Below are 17,885 nucleotides of genomic sequence, written 5' to 3' on the forward strand. Positions count from 1 at the left end.
GAAATGATGACGGGATTTCACGATGGCGCAATACCTACCAGCCGGTAATGATGAGGCCATGCGGTACGACGTGGTCGTCATCGGCTCCGGCTTCGGCGGCAGCGTGGCCGCGTTGCGCCTGGTGGAGAAGGGTTACTCGGTCCTCGTGCTGGAGGCGGGGCGGCGGTTCGCCGACGACGAACTGCCGGCGACCTCGTGGCGGCTGCGGCGGTTCCTGTGGGCGCCCTGGCTGCGCTGCTTCGGCATCCAGCGGATCGACGTGCTGCGTCCGGCCAGCCGGCGGGCCGGTGGCGACAAGGTCCTGGTGCTCTCCGGCGCCGGCGTCGGCGGCGGGTCGCTGGTCTACGCCAACACGCTCTACGAGCCGCTGCCCGACTTCTACACCGACCCGCAGTGGCGCGGCATCGCCGACTGGCAAGCCGAGCTGGCACCGCACTACGACCAGGCCAAACGGATGCTGGGCGTCGCCACGTACCCGCTGACGACGGCCGCGGACCGCGCGATGCGCGCGGTGGCCGACCGGATGGGTGCCGGCTCGACGTTCCACCCGACGCCGGTCGGCATCCACTTCGGCCGGCCGGGCGAGACCGTCGACGATCCCTACTTCGGTGGGGCCGGGCCGCCGCGCACCGGTTGCCTGCACTGCGGCGCCTGCATGACCGGCTGCCGGCACGGCGCCAAGAACAGCCTGGTGAAGAACTATCTGTGGCTCGCGGAGCGGTTGGGCGCCGAGGTGCGGCCGCTGACCACGGTGGTCGGCGTGCGACCCCTGGCCTCCGGGTACGCGGTCGACACCGTTCGCACCGGTGGCCGGCGGCGGTCCGTCGTCGAGGCCGACCAGGTGGTGTTCGCGGCCGGCGCGCTCGGCACGGTCCGGCTGCTGTTCGCGTCCTCGTTGAACGGGTTGTCCGCCCGGCTCGGCGCGCTGGTGCGCACCAACTCCGAGTCGATCCTGGGCGCGACGGTGCCGGGTCGCAGCCGGGTCGACTACTCGGAAGGCGCGGCGATCACGAGCTCGTTCCACCCCGACGCGCGTACGCACATCGAACCGGTCCGCTACGGGCGCGGCTCCAACTCGATGGGGCTGCTCCAGTCGGCGTTGGTCGACGGCGGGCCGCACCGGGTCCGGCGGCTGCTGGCGACGCTGGCCCGGCAGCCGCTGACCTACCTGCGCGCGCTGTCCGTGCGGGACTGGTCCCGGCGCACCGTGATCGCATTGGTCATGCAGTCGGTCGACAACTCGCTGACGCTGGCCTGGCGGCGCGGGCGGCTGGTCTCCACACCCGGCCACGGCGCACCGAACCCGACCTGGGTGCCGGCGGGCAACACCGCGGCCCGGCTGCTGGCGGAGGAGATCGGCGGCGTCGCGGGCGGATCGCTGAGCGAGGCGTTCGACATCCCGATCACCGCGCACATCCTCGGCGGCGCGGCGATCGGCGCGTCGCCCGCGTCCGGCGTCGTCGACCCCTACCAACGGGTGTACGGCCACCCGGGGCTGCACGTGGTCGACGGCGCGGCGGTGCCGGCCAACCTCGGCGTCAACCCGTCGCTGACGATCACCGCGCTGGCCGAGCGGGCGCTGTCGTTCTGGCCCAACAAGGGCGCGGCCGACCCGCGACCGGAGGTTGGCGCTCCTTACGCCCCGATCGACCGGGTCTGGCCCGACCGGCCCGCTGTTCCGCCCTCGGCGCCGGGCGCGCTGAAGTAAAGCGTGAGATGCGCCCCGGAGGGGGTGAGCGAGCGACGGCCGGCCCGGCCCGGTCGGTAAACTCCGGACACATGACCACGCCACGCCCGGTTCTCGTCGTCGACTACGGCGCGCAGTACGCACAGCTCATCGCACGCCGGGTGCGGGAGGCGAAGGTCTACTCCGAGATCGTGCCGCACACCATGCCGGTCAAGGACATGCTGGCCAAGGACCCGGTGGCGATCATCCTGTCTGGGGGACCGTCCAGCGTCTACGAGGTTGGCGCCCCGCAGGTCGACAGCGACCTGTTCGACACCGGTGTCCCGGTGTTCGGCATCTGCTACGGCTTCCAGGCGATGGCCCAGGCCCTCGGTGGCACGGTGGCGCACACCGGCCGCCGCGAGTTCGGTGGCACCGAGCTCACCGTGGCGCCCGAGGCCGGTGTGCTGTTGCGTGACCTGCCGGACGCCCTGCCCGTGTGGATGAGCCACGGCGACAGCGTGACCGCCGCGCCGGCCGGCTTCACCGTCACCGCCGCGACGCCGGGCGCCCAGGTGGCCGCGTTCGAGGACCTGGCCGGGCGGCGCGCCGGCACCCAGTTCCACCCCGAGGTCATGCACACCGCGCACGGGCAGGACGTGCTGACCCGGTTCCTCTACGACATCGCCGGCATCGAGCCGAGTTGGACTCCCGACAACATCATCGACGACCAGGTCGCCGCGATCCGCGAGCGGGTCGGCGACAAGGAGGTCATCTGCGGCCTCTCCGGCGGCGTCGACTCCGCGGTGGCGGCGGCCCTCGTCCACAAGGCCGTCGGCGACCAGCTCACCTGCGTGTTCGTCGACCACGGCCTGCTGCGGGCGGGCGAGGCCGAGCAGGTCGAGCAGGACTACGTCGAGGCCACCGGCGTCAAGCTCAAGGTCGTCGACGCGGCGGACCGGTTCCTCTCCGCCCTCGACGGGGTGACCGACCCGGAGCAGAAGCGCAAGATCATTGGCCGCGAGTTCATCCGGGTCTTCGAGCAGGCGGCCCGCGAGGTGGCCGCCGAAGGCGACGTCGAGTTCCTGGTCCAGGGCACGCTCTACCCGGACGTCGTCGAGTCCGGCGGTGGCACCGGCACGGCCAACATCAAGTCGCACCACAACGTGGGCGGTCTGCCCGACGACCTGAAGTTCAGCCTCGTCGAGCCGCTGCGCACCCTGTTCAAGGACGAGGTGCGCACCCTCGGCACGGCCCTCGGCCTGCCCGACCCGATGGTCTGGCGGCACCCGTTCCCGGGCCCGGGCCTGGCGATCCGCATCATCGGCGCGGTCAGCCGCGACCGGCTCGACATCCTGCGCGCGGCCGACCTGATCGCCCGCGAGGAGCTCACCGCGGCGGGCTTCGACCGCGACGTCTGGCAGTTCCCGGTGGTCCTGCTGGCCGACGTGCGCAGCGTCGGCGTCCAGGGCGACGGCCGCACCTACGGCCACCCGGTGGTGCTGCGCCCGGTGTCCAGCGAGGACGCGATGACCGCCGACTGGTCACGGCTGCCCTACGAGGTGATCGCCCGCATCTCGACGCGCATCACCAACGAGGTCCCCGAGGTCAACCGCGTCGTGCTCGACGTGACCAGCAAGCCCCCGGGCACCATCGAGTGGGAGTAGCCGGCCCGCGGGTGCGGGCCGGCAACGTCCGCGCCGACGAACCGGCCCCGCCGTTACGCGCGGGGCGTGGTGTTCGGGTCGTCGCCCGTGGTGGGCGGCTGGGCGTCCGGCGCCGGGTAGGTGGGCTCCACGTAGGACGCCTGCGGGCCGGGCTGCTGGTTCGTCGGACCCTGGTACGTCGGCGGCTGGTAGTAGCCACCGCCACGGGTCTGGGCCTGCCAGTCCGCGGGCGCCCCGCCGCCCGGCCCCCACGTGCCGGCCGCGTCGCGGTCCTCCGGCATGAGGAACCACAGCACCGGGTAGGCCAGCAGCGCCAGGCCGCCGGTCAGGACCACGGTGACCGCGAAGATCACTCGCATCAGGACCGGGTCGACGCCGAAGTAGCGGCCGAGGCCGCCGCACACGCCTGCGATGATCTTGTCGTCGGTGGTTCGGCGTAGTTGTTTGTACGGTGGGTTCGCGCTCGTCGTCATGCTTCTACGGTCCACCCGGCAGGACGGTTCTACCTCGGGTACCGCCCGGACCCGTACCCTGAAACCTGACCCCTGCGGGTGATCAAGTGTCAGCAATCCGACTCCAGCCCCGGAGGTGTCGAGTGATTCGGGAAGAATCTCCCTCTGTGACCCCTGCGCTCGAGCCTGTCCGCCGCATCGCCGCTTACGCCGTCTGCACCGACGGCAGCGGTCGTGTGCTGTTGGTCCGGGCGTCGACGCGGTCCGGCACCCCGGGTGCCTGGTCCCTGCCCGGCGGCGCTGTCGACCATGGCGAGGACCCCAACCACACGGTCGTCCGCGAGAGCGCCGCCGAGACCGGCCTGTCGATCACCGTGACCGGCCTGCACGACGTCCTGGCCGACATGCGCGCGCTGCCGCACCGCGGCGTCACCATCCACACCGACCGCCTCGTCTACGCGGCGTCGGTGCGGGGCGGCACCCTGGTCGACCGGGTCGGCCAGCCGACGGACCTCGCCCGCTGGCACACGCTCGACGAGGCCAAGGGCCTGCCGCTGCGCCCGTTCACGGCCAACGCGCTCGGCCTGCCGCCCGGCTCGATCGACCTGCGCCCCGACGAGACACCCGACTTCCCGTCGTTCTACGCCGCTCCCGGCCCCGACGGCCTGCACCGCGCTCAGCGCTTCGCCGCGTACGCGGTCGCCACCGACCCCGACGGCCGGGTGCTGCTGACCCGGGTCGCGGCCGGCTACCCCGGCGCGGGCTGCTGGCACCTGCCGGGCGGCGGCACCGACTTCGGCGAGCAGCCCGGTGCGGCCCTGCTCCGCGAGCTCGTCGAGGAGACCGGCCAGTCCGGCCGCCTCGTCTCGCTGCTCGGCGTGGCCAGCCACCGCGACGCGGCCTCGCTCGGCCCCGAGGGCTACCCGATCGACTGGCACGGCGTCCGGGCCTTCTACCGGGTCGCCGTCGACAGCCCGGTCGCCGCGCGCGTTGCCGACGTCGGCGGCTCGACCGACGCCGCCCGCTGGTTCCCGGCCGACGAGCTCCGCGACCTACCTCCGGAGGCGACCACCGAGGTCACGGCCGAGGCCGTTCGGGCCGCGTTCCCCCAGTAAGCCGGGTCGGGCAGCCGCCGGCTACCGGCCAGTAAGATCAACCCGATGGAGCGACGGCGACGAATCGGGGCGTACGGGCTGTGCCGGGACGGCGATCGGGTGCTGCTCGCCCGTTCGTCCGACAAGTCCGACTTCCCCGGGGTCTGGCAGATCCCCGGCGGCGGCCTCGAACACGGTGAGGCGCCCGCGCACGCCCTGGTCCGGGAGTACCGCGAGGAGACCGGCCTGGAGATCGAGATCGGCCGCCCGCTGACCGCGCTCGCGTCCGTGCGCGAGCTCCGCGACATCGACGTCGTCTGGCATTACGACCTGATCGTGTACGAGGTAACGGTGCTGCGCGGCACCCTACGGAGCGAGGCGGCCGGCACCAGCGACGACGTCGCGTGGGTCGACCAGCGCGACCTGGCCGACCTGCGGCTGATGCCGTTCACCGCCGAGCTGCTCGGCCAGCCCGTCGTTCCCCTGGACTTCGTGGCACCGCACCCCCTCGGGCGCCGTCGGCCGCCACCGCCGCTCCGGACCGACCGGGGCCAGCGGTTCGCCGCCTACGGCCTGGTCACCTCGCCGCGCGGCGTACTCCTGACGAAGATCTCCGAAGGGTTTCCCGGTGCCGGCAAGTGGCACCTGCCCGGCGGCGGCACCGACTTCGGCGAGCAGCCGGCGGCCGGCCTGCTGCGGGAGCTCGCGGAGGAGTCCGGCCAGGTGGGTGAGGTCGTGGAGCTGCTCGGGGTGTCCGACCGCCACAACCCGCGGGCGATCGGCCCGGAGCCGCATCCGATGGACTGGCACGCGGTGCGGGTGATCTACCGCGTGGCGGTCCCGGTGCCCACCGAGCCCCGGGTCGCCGAGGTGGGCGGATCGACGGTCGACGCGGCCTGGTTCACCCGCGACGAGCTTCGCGGGCTGACGCTCACCGATGTCGCCGCCACCGCTACCGAGGCTTGGGCCGCCTGAGCTGCCCGAACGCCCACAAATCACCAATGTGGCCGCCTAGGGCCTATAATCGATGGTTGGGCCAAGAGCTCGTACCGTCGGCTATGCCGCATAAATGAAAACTGTCGCGTTCGTGCCTGGTTCATCCGATAGAACCGTGTACGAGTCTCGCCAACCAGCCCCATCTGTGCGATGGTGTAAACCGCAAGATCGGGCGGTTGTTCGATCTGGCGGCGGAGAGATCCGATCCTGGACCTGGAGGACCACGTGCCGAGAGCCCCTTGGCGTCGGCGTATCAGCACTGATAGTCCGCGCCTAGCTTTCGACAGCCCGCGCCCCGGCGGTCGCCGGTGGTACGGCCTGCGTCGCGGGGGCAGCACCCTCGCCCGGCAGGTCCTGCGCGTGCGGGTCGGGCGGCGTTCCCGGGTCGCGGTGGTGCACCCGGACAGTCACTCCATCGACCCGCTGGCGGTCCGCGAGATCCAGGCGATCGCACCCGTCAGCCCCGCCGTCGGTCCGAGCGAGCCCGCTCCCGCCGTCGGCATGTCGATCCCGCTGCTGCCGGGTGAGCGCACGCTGGCCCGGCGCGCGAAGTTCGCCCTGGTCAACAGCTGCACGCTGGCGAGCCTCGGGCTCGGCCTGCTGGCCATCTTCCTGGCGATGCAGGGCGACGTCCGCATCGCCGCGATCTGCCTCGTCGCCTGCGTCGTCTTCGACGGTCTCGACGGCCTGCTCGCCCGCCGCCTCGGCGTGGCCAGCCCGTTCGGTGCCCAGATGGACTCGCTGGCCGACATGTGCTCGTTCGGCCTCGCCGCGCCCGTCGTGGTCTACGCGTCGCTGGCCGGCACGGTCTCCACCGCCGCGGCCGCGGTCGCCTGTGCGCTGGTCGCCGGCTGCGCCGCGATCCGGCTCGCCCGCTTCAACGTCTCGCCCAAGGACGGCCGCTTCTTCTGCGGGGTGCCAACCACGATGGCCGCGGCGGTGCTCGCGCTGGCGGTCCTGATCGGCCTGCCGGTTTCCGGCACGCTGGTCGTGGCCGGCGTGGCCATCCTGGCCTTCACGATGGTCTCCAGCTTCCCGTACGCCAAGCTCGCCCGGCTGGTGAAGCTGCCCCCGTGGCTGCTGCTGGTCCCGGTGGTCGGCGGCCTGCTCGACATCCGCGCGACGTTCTTCGCGATCGTCATCGCCTACCTCGCGAGCGGCCCGCTGCTCTGGCTCCGCCAGCGCCGCACGGCCTGATCGCACGAAAGCCCCCGCCGGTCACCGGCGGGGGCCTTCTTTCTCATCGGGTACGCGCGTGCGCCTCCAGCCCGTCGACCAGCAGCGCGATGCCGAAGTCGAACGCGGATGGCTCGGGTGCCTGGTCGGCCGGGTTCTCGTGGTCCAGGGAGTGCCGCTCGGCCACCGCGCCCAGGCTGTCGGCCTGCATGCGCTGCTGGCGGTGGAAGGCGTGGCCGACGACGAAGTGCACCATCGTCTCGGCGGCCAGGGCGACCGTCCGGTCGTCGAACCCACCGCCGCCTAGCGCCACCGTCAGCCGCCGCTGCAGGTCCTCCGCGCCCAGACCGAGCGCCAGCGTGCTCGACACCACCTCGGCGCCGTCCTTGAAGGCCAGGAGCGCGTCGTGCAGCGCGGCGGCCTCGGCCCGCACCGCGGCCCGCCAGTCGTCCCCGGTGGCCCCGACGGCGCGGGCCCCCGCGATGATCCGGTCGGAGACCGCGGCCAGCAGCGACTGCTTGTTGGGGAAGTGCCAGTAGAGCGCGCTGGGCGCGACGCCGAGCGTGGTCGCCAGGTGCCGCATGGTCAGGTCGGGCAGGCCCTGCTGGTCAAGAATCCCGAGGGCCGCGCTCACGACGTCGTCGCGGCTGTTGCGGACATACCCGGCGCTATCCGATCTCGGCATCTCACCACTATAGTGAACGCCGTTCAGGAGAACGGTGTTCAGGTGAACGGCGTTCAAGAGGGGGAGTCGATGGACGGATCTCGCAGGTTCGAGACGCGCGACATGACGAGGATCGTGGCCTTCGCCGCCATCCTGGCGGTGCTGGGTATCCCGGGCGCGATACCCATCGGCGGCTCCGTGCCGATCACCGCGCAGACCCTCGGCGTCATGCTCGCCGGCGCGGTGCTGGGCGCGTGGCGCGGTGCGGCCGCCGTGGTCATCTTCCTGGTGCTGGTCCTGGCCGGCCTGCCGCTGCTGTCCGGCGGCCGGGGCGGCGCGGGCGTGTTCGCGGGCCCGTCCGCCGGCTACCTGATCGGCTGGATCTTCGGTGCCTTCGTGGTCGGCGCGATCGTCCGCGTCGGCGGCCGCCCGCCGGTGTGGTGGCGGACAGCGGTCGGCTGCTTCGTCGGTGGCGCGCTGGTCGTCTACGCGATCGGCATCCCGGTGCAGTCGGCGGTCACGGGGCTCGGGTTGTGGGAGACCATCACCACCAGCGCCGCCTTCCTGCCCGGCGACCTGCTCAAGGTGGTCGCCGCCACGGTCATCACGATGGCCCTCTGGCGGGCCTACCCCCGCGCGTTCGGCAACCCGACCCGGCTCCGGCGCGCCGCTTCGTGACCGCTCTGCTCTGCGGTGACACCGCCCTGTCGGCCACCGAGCTCAGCGCCCGGATCGCCGCCGCGGCGAAGCACCACCGGCCCGGCCGGGCGGTCCCGATCCGCGACCCCGACCGGGTCAACGCCCTGGTCAGCGCGCTCGCCGTGCACGACGCGGGCGGTGTGCCGCTGGTCGGCGACGACCGCTGGGACGCCACCTACTGGGCCGGCCTGCGCCGCCGGGTCGAGTCGGCACCAACCGTGCCGGGCCCGGGCTGGGGCACGTTCACGTCGGGCAGCACCGGGGCGCCGCGCATGATCGTGCGTACCGCCGCGTCCTGGGCGGCCTCGTTCCCGGCCGTCGAACGGCTGGTCGGGCTCACCGCCGACGACGTCGTCTACCTGCCGTCGCCGCTGGTCTCCTCGGTGACCATGTTCTCCGTCGCGCACGCCCGCGCGCTCGGTGCCACCGTCCGGCTGCCCCGCGCGCACACCGTCTCGGCCGCCGACCTGGCCCACGCGACCGTGCTGCACGGCACCCCGTACGCGCTGCGCGACGTCCTCGAGACAGGTGCCCCGCACCGGCTCCGGGTCGCGTTGACCGGCGGCGCGCGGCTCGACCCGGACCTGCGCGCCCGGGCGGAGGCGGCCGGGATCCGGGTGGTCAGCTACTACGGCGCCGCCGAGCTGTCGTTCGTCGCGGCCGACCCCGACGGCCAGGGGCTGCGCCCGTTCGAGGGCGTCGAGCTCCGGGTCGACGACGGGGTGCTGTGGGTCCGGTCGCGTTACTTCGCCACCGGCTACCTCGGCGGGGTCGACGGTCCGTTCCGCCGCGACGACGACGGCTGGGGCACGGTGGGCGACCTGGCCGACCTCGACGGCAGCCTGAGGCTGCGTGGGCGCAGTGACGGCGCCATCCTGACCGCCGCCGCGACCGTGGTCCCCGAAGACGTCGAGGCGGCGCTGCTCGGCATCGACGGGATCGCCGACGCGGTGGTCTTCGCCCTGCCTCACGAGCGGGCCGGCGAGCTGGTCGCCGCGCTGATCGAGACCGAGCCCGGCCGACGGCCGCCCACGGCGGCCGAGCTGCGCAGCCAGGCCGGCACGCTGTTGACCGGCACCCACCGGCCGCGGCGCTGGTTCTGGACCGACAAGCTGCCCCGGACGGCCACCGGGAAACCGGCCCGCGAGCAGATCCGGCACGCGGCGATCGAAGGACGGATGACCCGCATTGGTTGACCCGAACACGCCGGTCGTGGTGGCCGCGCGGCGCACACCGATCGCACCCAAGGGCGGTGCGCTGGCCCGGCTGACCGCCGCCGAGCTGGCCGCGCCGGTGGTCCGGGCCTGTGTGGACGAGGTGGTAGCCGAGGTGGGCGATGTCGTGCTGGGCAACTGCGTGGGTCCCGGTGGCAACGTCGCGCGGGTCGCCGCACTGGCGGCCGGACTCGACGTGTCCGTGCCGGGGATGACCGTCGACCGGCAGTGCGGCAGCGGCCTCGCGGCGATCATCACCGCCGCCGAGGCGATCCGGGCCGGCGACGGCCGGCTGCGCATCGCCGGCGGCGTGGAGAGCTGCTCCACGGCGCCGGTCCGGATCGCGGCCGGCGTCGCCTACGACCGGGCACCGTTCGCGCCGCCGGGGCACCCGGACCCCGACATGGTCCGGGCCGCGCAGGACCTCGCGGTGCTCGACGGCATCGACCGTGACCGCCAGGACGCGTACGCCGCCCGGAGCCACCGCCGCGCGGTGCTGACCCGGAGCCGGGGCGGCTTCGACGCGGAGCTTGTACCGCTGGCCGGCGTGACCACCGACGCCGGTCCACGCGAACGCGTGCCGACGATGCTCGACCGGTTCCCACCGCTGTTCCCGGACATCGGCGGCACCCTCACCGCCGGCAACTCCTGCCGGGACAGCGACGGGGCCGCGGCGGTCGCGCTCGCACCCGCCGGCGCCGGCCTGGCTGTCGTCGCGACGGCCACCGTGGGCTGCGATCCCGCGCTGCCCGGCCTCGGCCCGGTCCCGGCGGTCGAGCGCGTCCTGGCGACCGCCGGTGTCACGCTCGCCGACGTCGCGGCCATCGAGATCGTGGAGGCCTTCGCCGGGCAGGTGCTGGCCGTGCTCACCCGGCTCGGTCTGGGTGACGAGGACGAGCGGGTCTGCGCCGACGGCGGCGCGCTGGCGCTCGGCCACCCGTACGGTGCCAGCGGTGCGGTCAGCGTGGTCCGCCTGTTCAGCCGCCTCGTCCGATCCGGCGCACCGGCCGGCACGCTCGGCCTGGCCACGGCGGCGATCGGCGGCGGACTTGGCGTGGCGGCGCTGTTCGAGGTCGTCCGGTGACCGAGCTCGAGCTGTCCGCCGTCACGGTCGAGTTCCCGGGCCGGACCGCGCTGCGGGACGTGACGCTGCGCCTGCACCAGCGCCGGATCGCGGTGATCGGCTCCAACGGGTCGGGCAAGTCCACCTTCGCCCGCACGCTCAACGGCCTGGTCACCCCGACCACCGGCGAGGTGCGGGTGCACGGCATCGACCCCGTCCGCCAGTCGGGGCAGCTGCGCCGCCGGGTCGGCTTCGTGTTCAGCAACCCCGACACCCAGATCATCATGCCGACGGTCGCCGAGGACGCGGCCTTCTCGCTGCGCGGGCGCGGCCTGTCCCGGGCCGAGGTCCGCGAGCGCGTCGCAGCCGCGCTGCACCGGGTCGGCCTGTCCGAGTACGCCGACTCGCCGGCACACAGCCTCTCCGGCGGGCAGAAGCAGCTGCTCGCCCTGTGCGCGGTGCTGATCGGCGAGCCGAGCCTGGTGGTGGCCGACGAGCCGACCGCCTACCTGGACGCGGCCAACAGCCGGCGGATCGCCCGCTTCCTGCTCGACGAGATGCCCCAGCAGCTGGTGCTGGCCACCCACGACCTGCGGCTGGCGGCGCGCTGCGACATCGCGGTCCGGTTCGAGGACGGCCAGGTGGTCGACCAGGGCGACCCGGCACCGGTCATCGCCCGGTACGAGCACGACCAGGACGAGTCGTGATCTCCCTCTATCGCCCCGGTGACAGCCTGCTGCACCGCCTGCCGGCCGGGCCGAAGCTGCTCGTCGTGATGGCGCTCGCGCTCGGTGTCTCGCTCGCCCCGGCGGACCCCTGGACGCTGACCGGCGCCGCGCTGGCGGTCGCCGCCTGCTACCTGCTGGCGGGACTCGGCGCGGTCGAGATCGCCCGGCAGGCGTACAAGCTGCGCTGGTTGGTCCTGGTCATGGTGGTGAGCCAGGTCTTCTTCCTGCCCGCGCTGACCATGGCGGCCAACGTCGTGCGGGTGGTCGTGGTGATCCTGCTGGCGAACCTGGTCACCCTGACCACCCGCACCGAGCAGGTGGTGGACGCGATCGAACGGGCGCTGACGCCGCTGCGGCGGCTGGGTGTCAACCCGAGCCGGGTCGCGCTGATGCTCTCCATGACCATCACCACGATCCCGGTCATCGCCGGTTTCGCCACTCAGATCCGGGAGGCACAGCGCGCCCGTGGCGTACCCGCGGCGCCCCTGGCCTTCGTCGTACCCCTATTGATCATGGCGCTGAAGCACTCGGACGACCTGGCCGACGCGTTGACGGCCCGCGGGATCGACTAGGGCTGGGCGCGCCAGCGGGCGATCACCGAGTTGACCCTGACCGCCAGCGGGCGATCACCGACGCCCCGCCGACGACCCGGTCGCCGGGTGCCACGAGCGCGTCCGCCGTGCCGGCCGGCAGGTAGACGTCGGTGCGCGAGCCGAACCGGATCAGGCCGAACCGCTCACCGCGGGCCAGCAGCGCACCCACGGGCGCGCGCTGCACGATCCGGCGGGCGATCAGGCCGGTCCGCTGGGCCACCACCACGGTGCCGCGCGGGGTGTCGAGCACCGTGTACGCGGCCACGTTGTGCTCCGCCGCCGGCTTCATCGCGGCCGCGTAGCCGCCGTCCGTGACGAAGTAGTCGACCACCTTGCCGGCCACCGGGCTGCGGTTGACGTGCACGTCGAGTACCGACAGGAACACCGCGACCCGGAGGAACTCGCCGTCGCCGAACCGCTCGTCGGTGACCCGCTCGACCGAGAGGACCTTGCCGTCGGAGGCGGCGACCACGGCGGTCGGGTCCTCCGGCACGTCGCGCTCGGGGTCGCGGAAGAACGCCGCGACCGGCAGTGCGGCCAGGGCCGGCACCAGCCACAGCTTGGACGACGGGCGGGCCCGGCGGGTCAGCGCGGCCACGCCGAGGGCGATGCCGGCGGCGGCCACGCCGTTGGAGTCGATGTGCATCGAGCGGGTCAGCTTGACGCTCGATGGCCGGTAGGCCGGCGCGAGCCGCTCGGCCAACGCCGCGTCGGCGGGCGAGAACCGCAGGCGGTGCACCCGCACCGGCGGCCGGTTGGCCAGCACCAGGTCGGAGCCGACGCCGAAGAGCGCCGCCTGCCGGTCGAGCTCGGCCGCCGCTCCGCCGGTCAGGCCGGGCAGCGCCGGCGCCGCGACGGTCAGCACGCCGCCGTCGGCCAGGTATTTGGCCAGCCCGTCGATGGTCGCCCGGGCGTCTTCCGCCGAGCCGGTCAGCGCCTCGCCGACGATCACGACCTGGGCCGGGTCGGCCTCGCCGACCGACTCGGCCACCCGCACGCGGTCACCGACCCACTGGCCCTGCTGGTGCACGTGGGACCGCAGCGCGGCGCTGGTGGTGCCCGCGCCCGGCGTGACGACCAGCGCGTCGCCCGGGAGCAGCGCGTCGATCGCGGCCTGGAGCACCGCCGACCCCGGCGCGGCACCGACCACCAGGGCGGTCTTCGGGCCGGCGTGGCGGGCGAGCTCGGCGGTGAGCGTGCGCGCGGCGCGCTCGCCGAAGCTGTCGCGGCCGCTGTCGGCGGGGTGCGCGGGGGAGGCGGTCATGTCGGGCTGGCTCCTCAGCGTTCGAATCGGTGATGCCGGCGGGACAAAGCACTGGCCGGCGGAGGTGAAAACCTCCACCGGCCAGCATAGGTGGCGCGGGGCTCAGTCGTGGTTTTGACCGCGCGGCGGAGCCGAGACGGGGTCGGTCGTGAGCGCCGGCTCCAGATCGACCTCCGTGACCGGATCGGTGCCCGGGCTGACCGGGGCCGCCGAGCGCTGCGCCGCGTTGGCGTTGCGGGCGGACCGGACGGCGCCGACCAGGCCGAGCAGGCCCAGCAGGATCAGCCCGAACGCGACCCACCAGCCGGCGGCCGGCACGTTGACGTCGACGACCTGGGCGAACACCCACCAGCCGACGATCGCCAGGAAGATCACCGCGAAAACCAGCGAGATCGCGTCGGTCTTGTGCGCCTTCATCGGGTCACCTCCACCCGTCCGGCATTGTTGTGGATGGTCAGCCGCAGCGTGCCGCCGCCGACACCGTCTTCCCCGTCGTCCTCGACGGTGATCGACTGGCCGAACCCGCTCGCCGAGCGGTTGAAGACCTGCGCGTCGCCGGCGTCGACGCTGACGTCGGCGATCACGTCGACGTAGTCGGGCACCCGCACCTCGAGATCGCCCGCGTTGAGGCTGACGTCGACCTGCCTGTCCTGGTTGGTGAAGTCCAGGGCGCTCAGGTCCAGCCGGGCGTCACCGAACGGCAGCCGGTAGCTGGTCCGGAGCTCGTTCATCGTCTGCGGTTCCCAGACCGCGTCCCGCCGCCCGAGGTTGTCGTGGTCGATCTGGTATTCCGCGATGGACGAGATCCCCAGCGCGGCGGCGGCCGCCAGGCCGAGGGCGATCAGCCAGCGGGCCCGGCCCAGCCAGGCGCCGACCAGCAGGCCCAGCGCGATGGTCAGCAGGGCTGCCGCGAAGTAGGTGGTCGGGCGGACCCGGACCACGTTGAGGAGGTCCAGCATCGCCACGATGCCCATGGCCACGAAGATCATGGAGAAGGTCGCGAAACCCAGCGCCGAGCGCTCCTTCGGTGGCTTCGGTGGCTTGGCCGGCTTCGGCGGTGCGGGCGGGGGCGGGGGCGGCGGCCCACCGTACGGGCCGTAGGGCGCGAACGGTGGCTGGTAGCCCTGCTGCTGCCGGGGCGGGAACGGCCCCGCGGCCGGCGGGAACTGCGCGGTCGGCTGGGGGTACTGCGGCGGTGCCTCGTACGTCTGGGTCGGCTCGTCGTACGCCCGCGTCGGCTCGTCGACCGCGACCGGCGGCGGACCCGCCGGGGCGGGCGGCGCCGGTGCCGCCGCGAAGGGCTGGGTCGGCTGTTCCGGGGTCGACCGCCACGGTGTGGCGCCGCCCCAGGGTGCCGATCCCGACCAGGGTGAGATGTTGGACCAGGTGAACCGCTCGTCCGTCGGGCCGGACGGCACGGGCTGTGGCCCGCGCTGGTTGCGGTTGAGCAGCAACGCGCCTCCAATCAGAATCGCGGCGCCCAGCACGACCGCGCGGAACGGGTCGGTGACCAGGAAGCCGAACAACACCGTGCAAGCGACGCCGAGGACGATCGCGGTCACGGGCGACATGCTCGACCGGCCCTTGCCGAGCACCGACTCGATCGGCGACGCGGTGTCGCCCTCGCCCGGGATCAGCAGCCACGCGGTCACGTAGATCAGCACGCCGACGGCGAAGAAGAGGGTGAGCACGGCGAACAGCACGCGCCACAGGATCGGGTCGGTGTTGGTGGCCCGGCCGATCGCCGCGCAGACCCCGGCGAGATACCGACCGTTGTACGGGCGGGTCAGCCCGTACCGCGCGGCGAAGCTGGCCGGGCCCGGCGCGGTGCCAGCCCCGGGGGTGCCGTGCGGGCCGGCCCCGGGCGGGGGCGGCGGCGGTGGTCCGGGCGGCGGCGCGGCGGCCTCGTCCGCCGGGCGCGGGCCGGCCGGTGTCTCGGGGGTCTCGGTCATACCGTCGATATTGCGGGCGCCGGTGCCCGAGCGGCCTCAGGCATGGACCCTGAGCGCACCCTGAGAAATACGGCGGCCCAGGTTAAGGGGCCTCCCCGTGGTCGCGGGCCGCTGTTACGTGTGACCATCGGAATCACCCGAAAGGAGGCCCGCCATCACCGCACCCGCCGCACCGACCGCACCACGCCTCTACCGCGCCCGCGATCGCCGCATGGTCGCCGGTGTCGCGGCCGGCCTGGCCGAGCACCTGGGCGTGCCACCCACCCGGGTACGCGTGGCGTTCCTGTTGCTGCTGGGGTTCAGCGGGCTCGGGCTTCTCCTCTATGCCGCGTTCTGGGCGGTGTTGCCGCAACGGTCCCGCACCTCCGGTGACACGACCCGGCGCGACCTGACCCAGGTGCTGCCGTTCCTGCTCATCGGCATCGGCGTCCTGATCAGCCAGGCCCTCCTGCTCAACTCCGTCGGCGCGGCGGCCACCGGTGGCTGGCTGATCGCCCTGGTCGCGGTCGGCGCGGGCGTCATCTGGCACCAGTCCGACCCCGAACGGCGCCGGCAGTGGAGCGAGACCCTGCCCTCGATGCCGTGGCTCGCGGCGGTGGTCGACGAGAGCGACCGCCGGGCGTTCCTGCTCCGCTTCATCGGCGGCGGCGTGCTCGTCGCGACGGGCTTCATCGGCGTCGTCGCCGTCTACGCCCCCAACGGCGACATCGGCGCCGTGATCAACGGCGTGATCTTCGCGCTGGTCGGCCTGTTCGGCGTCGCCGTGGTCGCCGGGCCGGCCCTGTGGCGCACGTTCAACCAGCTCCGCGCCGAGCGCGAGGGCCGGATCCGCGAGACGGAGCGCGCCGAGGTCGCCGCCATGGTGCACGACCAGGTGCTGCACACGCTCGCCCTGATCCAGCGCAACGCCGGCGACGTCAAGGTGGTCCAGCGGCTGGCCCGCGGCCAGGAGCGCTCGCTGCGCAACTGGCTCTACAAGCCGACGGCGTCACCGACCGAGCGGTTCGCGGCGGCCCTGGAGCAGGCGGCCGCCGAGGTCGAGGACACCTTCGCGATCACCGTCGAGACCGTCGTGGTCGGCGACCGGGATACCGACGAGCGGGTCAGCGCGCTGGTCGCCGCCGCCCGCGAGGCCATGGTCAACGCCGCCCGGCACGCCAAGGTCCAGACGGTGTCCCTCTACGCGGAGGCCGAGCCCGACCAGCTGAGCGTCTTCGTTCGCGATCGCGGTGCGGGATTCGACCCCTCTACAGTGGAAGAGACCAGGCACGGGGTGCGCGGCTCGATCATCGGCCGGATGGCCCGCCACGGCGGCCGGTCCGAGATCCGCAGCGAGCCGGGCACCGGCACCGAGGTGCGCTTGTTCCTGCCGATCGCCCGGATGACGACGACCTCAGCAAACGCCAGCAAGGACAGGTGAGCCGGACATGACCGAGAACCCCACGCCGACCGAGGCGCCACAGGCGTTGCGGGTGTTCGTCGTCGACGACCACGCCATGTTCCGGGCCGGCGTACGCGCGGAGCTCGCCGGCCGGGTCGACGTGATCGGCGAGGCGAGCACCGTGGCCGAGGCGGTCAGCCGCATCGGGGCGCTGGAGCCCGACGTGGTCCTGCTGGACGTCCACATGCCCGACGGCGGCGGCCGCGCGGTGCTCGAGGTGGTCCGCCGCACCCACCCGCACGTCCGTTTCCTGGCGCTGAGCGTCTCGGACGCCGCCGAAGACGTGATCGGCCTGATCCGGGCGGGCGCGCGCGGCTACGTCACCAAGACGATCTCCTCGGACGAGCTGGCCGCCGCGATCCGCCGGGTGGCCGACGGCGACGCGGTCTTCAGCCCGCGCTTGGCCGGCTTCGTGCTGGACGCGTTCGCGAGCCGCTCGGACACGGCGGTCGCCGACCCGGAGCTGGACCAGCTCACGAACCGCGAGCGCGAGGTGCTGCGGCTGCTGGCCCGCGGCTACGCGTACAAGGAGATCGCGAAGGAGCTGTTCATCTCCATCAAGACGGTGGAGACGCACGTGTCCAACGTCCTCCGCAAGCTCCAGATGTCGAACCGCTACGAGCTCTCCCGCTGGGCCGCCGACCGCCGCCTGGTGTAAATATTCGGATTAATCGCATTTGCTCGGGTCCGCACCGGTCCGGACCGTTCCTCCAGCGAGAGACCGCTCCGCTTCGCTCCGCTGCCAGGCCCGCGCCGGGTCGCGCTTCAAGATCTAGGTAATCCGTGGTGGCGGAGAGCGATTCACTACCGCCGAACCCCCGCGCGTTCGGGAGTCTGGGCGTTGACGGAGGGGATTGTTGTCGGGACCGTTCGTGGCGAATTGTTGCCGGCGTGTTAGATGGTCCGGTCAAACCCTTGTGTACGGCGGCGAGATGTGTTGATCTAGCGCCTGCGTTCGCCGTGTCGGTTGTCCGGTCGCTTCGCCTTGGCGGTGGACGTGGGTTGGGCAAGGAGCGGCGGGACGTGGTCGCCGGTCGACACGAACTCGCCGCGTGGCCGCAAGGCTCCATCGCAATCTTCGCCCATCCGTGCAACCTAAAATCTCCGCTGGCGCGTCTCGTCAGCTGCACGGAGCGTGTCGGAACGCTGGCGGGTGGCTATTGGACACACTGGTGGATCGGTGCAAATCGCCTCCAAACGATCGCGTAGAGCGCGG

At 73.1% G+C, this 17,885-nt stretch carries 16 protein-coding genes and 1 pseudogene; 12 read left to right on the forward strand and 5 right to left on the reverse strand.

All coding sequences use genetic code 11. The annotated features are described in order from the left end of the window. Positions 1-58: 58 nt before the first annotated feature. Positions 59-1,708, forward strand: coding sequence for an FAD-dependent oxidoreductase (locus tag CHC05_RS04560; RefSeq protein WP_089245014.1), 1,650 nt, complete (start codon positions 59-61; stop codon positions 1,706-1,708). A 71-nt stretch (positions 1,709-1,779) separates the two neighbouring features. Beyond that, positions 1,780-3,333 carry a glutamine-hydrolyzing GMP synthase gene (gene guaA, locus CHC05_RS04565; RefSeq protein ID WP_089245016.1) on the forward strand — a complete coding sequence of 518 codons (1,554 nt, stop codon included), beginning with the start codon at positions 1,780-1,782 and terminating at the stop codon, positions 3,331-3,333. Between the two features lie 271 nt (positions 3,334-3,604). Here guaA and CHC05_RS42295 read toward each other — a convergent pair. Next, positions 3,605-3,806 (reverse strand): annotated as a pseudogene (locus CHC05_RS42295) (PspC domain-containing protein); the annotation flags it as partial. A gap of 146 nt (positions 3,807-3,952) precedes the next feature. On the opposite strand from CHC05_RS42295, the gene CHC05_RS04575 reads away from it, so the two are divergent. The 3 genes from CHC05_RS04575 to CHC05_RS04585 all read left to right on the forward strand — a co-directional run bounded on the left by CHC05_RS04575 (position 3,953) and on the right by CHC05_RS04585 (position 7,072). Continuing rightward, positions 3,953-4,900 carry an NUDIX domain-containing protein gene (locus tag CHC05_RS04575; RefSeq protein WP_089245020.1) on the forward strand — a complete coding sequence of 316 codons (948 nt, stop codon included), beginning with the start codon at positions 3,953-3,955 and terminating at the stop codon, positions 4,898-4,900. A 45-nt stretch (positions 4,901-4,945) separates the two neighbouring features. Continuing rightward, entirely contained in the window at positions 4,946-5,854 is a 909-nt protein-coding gene (locus tag CHC05_RS04580; protein WP_089245022.1) for an NUDIX hydrolase, read from the forward strand. A 339-nt stretch (positions 5,855-6,193) separates the two neighbouring features. Further along, positions 6,194-7,072, forward strand: a complete 879-nt coding sequence (locus CHC05_RS04585; RefSeq protein ID WP_089246078.1) for a CDP-alcohol phosphatidyltransferase family protein — start codon at positions 6,194-6,196, stop codon at positions 7,070-7,072. Positions 7,073-7,115: 43 nt separating this feature from the next. Here the strand turns inward: CHC05_RS04585 and CHC05_RS04590 are convergent, their stop codons facing one another. Next, complete coding sequence (locus tag CHC05_RS04590) at positions 7,116-7,736, reverse strand: TetR family transcriptional regulator (protein WP_218824443.1); 621 nt, start codon at positions 7,734-7,736, stop codon at positions 7,116-7,118. Between the two features lie 102 nt (positions 7,737-7,838). Here CHC05_RS04590 and CHC05_RS04595 point away from each other — a divergent pair, with 102 nt between their 5' ends. Genes CHC05_RS04595 through CHC05_RS04615 form a run of 5 tightly spaced genes read left to right on the forward strand, consistent with a single transcriptional unit; the run spans position 7,839 to position 11,991 of the window. Beyond that, positions 7,839-8,393 carry a biotin transporter BioY gene (locus CHC05_RS04595; RefSeq protein ID WP_218824444.1) on the forward strand — a complete coding sequence of 185 codons (555 nt, stop codon included), beginning with the start codon at positions 7,839-7,841 and terminating at the stop codon, positions 8,391-8,393. Then, on the forward strand, positions 8,390-9,610 hold the full coding sequence (locus CHC05_RS04600; RefSeq protein WP_218824445.1) for a class I adenylate-forming enzyme family protein: 1,221 nt from the start codon (positions 8,390-8,392) through the stop codon (positions 9,608-9,610). The genes CHC05_RS04595 and CHC05_RS04600 overlap by 4 nt, the downstream gene beginning before the upstream one ends. Beyond that, positions 9,603-10,712 (forward strand): thiolase family protein, encoded by a 1,110-nt coding sequence (locus CHC05_RS04605; protein WP_089245028.1) that lies wholly within the window; start codon positions 9,603-9,605, stop codon positions 10,710-10,712. Before CHC05_RS04600 ends, CHC05_RS04605 begins: the two co-directional genes overlap by 8 nt. Beyond that, complete coding sequence (locus CHC05_RS04610; RefSeq protein ID WP_089245030.1) at positions 10,709-11,398, forward strand: energy-coupling factor ABC transporter ATP-binding protein; 690 nt, start codon at positions 10,709-10,711, stop codon at positions 11,396-11,398. The genes CHC05_RS04605 and CHC05_RS04610 overlap by 4 nt, the downstream gene beginning before the upstream one ends. Beyond that, a complete protein-coding gene (locus CHC05_RS04615) occupies positions 11,395-11,991 on the forward strand; it encodes an energy-coupling factor transporter transmembrane component T family protein (RefSeq protein WP_089245032.1) in 597 nt (198 codons plus the stop codon). Before CHC05_RS04610 ends, CHC05_RS04615 begins: the two co-directional genes overlap by 4 nt. Positions 11,992-12,013: 22 nt before the next feature. Here CHC05_RS04615 and CHC05_RS04620 read toward each other — a convergent pair whose 3' ends face one another. From CHC05_RS04620 to CHC05_RS04630, 3 genes are all read right to left on the reverse strand, one after another. Continuing rightward, a complete protein-coding gene (locus tag CHC05_RS04620; RefSeq protein ID WP_089245034.1) occupies positions 12,014-13,276 on the reverse strand; it encodes a phosphatidylserine decarboxylase in 1,263 nt (420 codons plus the stop codon). 102 nt (positions 13,277-13,378) lie between these two features. Beyond that, on the reverse strand, positions 13,379-13,693 hold the full coding sequence (locus tag CHC05_RS04625) for a hypothetical protein (RefSeq protein WP_089245036.1): 315 nt from the start codon (positions 13,691-13,693) through the stop codon (positions 13,379-13,381). Beyond that, complete coding sequence (locus CHC05_RS04630) at positions 13,690-15,228, reverse strand: PspC domain-containing protein (RefSeq protein WP_089245038.1); 1,539 nt, start codon at positions 15,226-15,228, stop codon at positions 13,690-13,692. The genes CHC05_RS04625 and CHC05_RS04630 overlap by 4 nt, the downstream gene beginning before the upstream one ends. 154 nt (positions 15,229-15,382) lie before the next feature. Here CHC05_RS04630 and CHC05_RS04635 point away from each other — a divergent pair, with 154 nt between their 5' ends. After that, the gene (locus tag CHC05_RS04635) at positions 15,383-16,648 is read left to right on the forward strand and encodes an ATP-binding protein (RefSeq protein ID WP_281257651.1); all 1,266 of its coding nucleotides are present in this window, start codon (positions 15,383-15,385) and stop codon (positions 16,646-16,648) included. Positions 16,649-16,655: 7 nt separating this feature from the next. Then, positions 16,656-17,327 (forward strand): response regulator, encoded by a 672-nt coding sequence (locus CHC05_RS04640; protein WP_089245042.1) that lies wholly within the window; start codon positions 16,656-16,658, stop codon positions 17,325-17,327. The last annotated feature ends 558 nt before the right edge of the window (positions 17,328-17,885 follow it).

This window comes from Asanoa hainanensis (assembly GCF_900188485.1).
GTDB lineage: Bacteria > Actinomycetota > Actinomycetes > Mycobacteriales > Micromonosporaceae > Asanoa > Asanoa hainanensis.

Excerpts from the sequence above, each read along its gene's own strand:
- CHC05_RS04560 (WP_089245014.1), top strand. The coding sequence starts at position 59 with ATGCGGTACGACGTGGTCGTCATCGGCTCCGGCTTCGGCGGCAGCGTG.
- guaA (WP_089245016.1), top strand. The coding sequence starts at position 1,780 with ATGACCACGCCACGCCCGGTTCTCGTCGTCGACTACGGCGCGCAGTAC.
- CHC05_RS04580 (WP_089245022.1), top strand. The coding sequence starts at position 4,946 with ATGGAGCGACGGCGACGAATCGGGGCGTACGGGCTGTGCCGGGACGGC.
- CHC05_RS04590 (WP_218824443.1), bottom strand. The coding sequence starts at position 7,736 with ATGCCGAGATCGGATAGCGCCGGGTATGTCCGCAACAGCCGCGACGAC.
- CHC05_RS04595 (WP_218824444.1), top strand. The coding sequence starts at position 7,839 with ATGACGAGGATCGTGGCCTTCGCCGCCATCCTGGCGGTGCTGGGTATC.
- CHC05_RS04620 (WP_089245034.1), bottom strand. The coding sequence starts at position 13,276 with ATGACCGCCTCCCCCGCGCACCCCGCCGACAGCGGCCGCGACAGCTTC.
- CHC05_RS04625 (WP_089245036.1), bottom strand. The coding sequence starts at position 13,693 with ATGAAGGCGCACAAGACCGACGCGATCTCGCTGGTTTTCGCGGTGATC.
- CHC05_RS04630 (WP_089245038.1), bottom strand. The coding sequence starts at position 15,228 with ATGACCGAGACCCCCGAGACACCGGCCGGCCCGCGCCCGGCGGACGAG.
- CHC05_RS04640 (WP_089245042.1), top strand. The coding sequence starts at position 16,656 with ATGACCGAGAACCCCACGCCGACCGAGGCGCCACAGGCGTTGCGGGTG.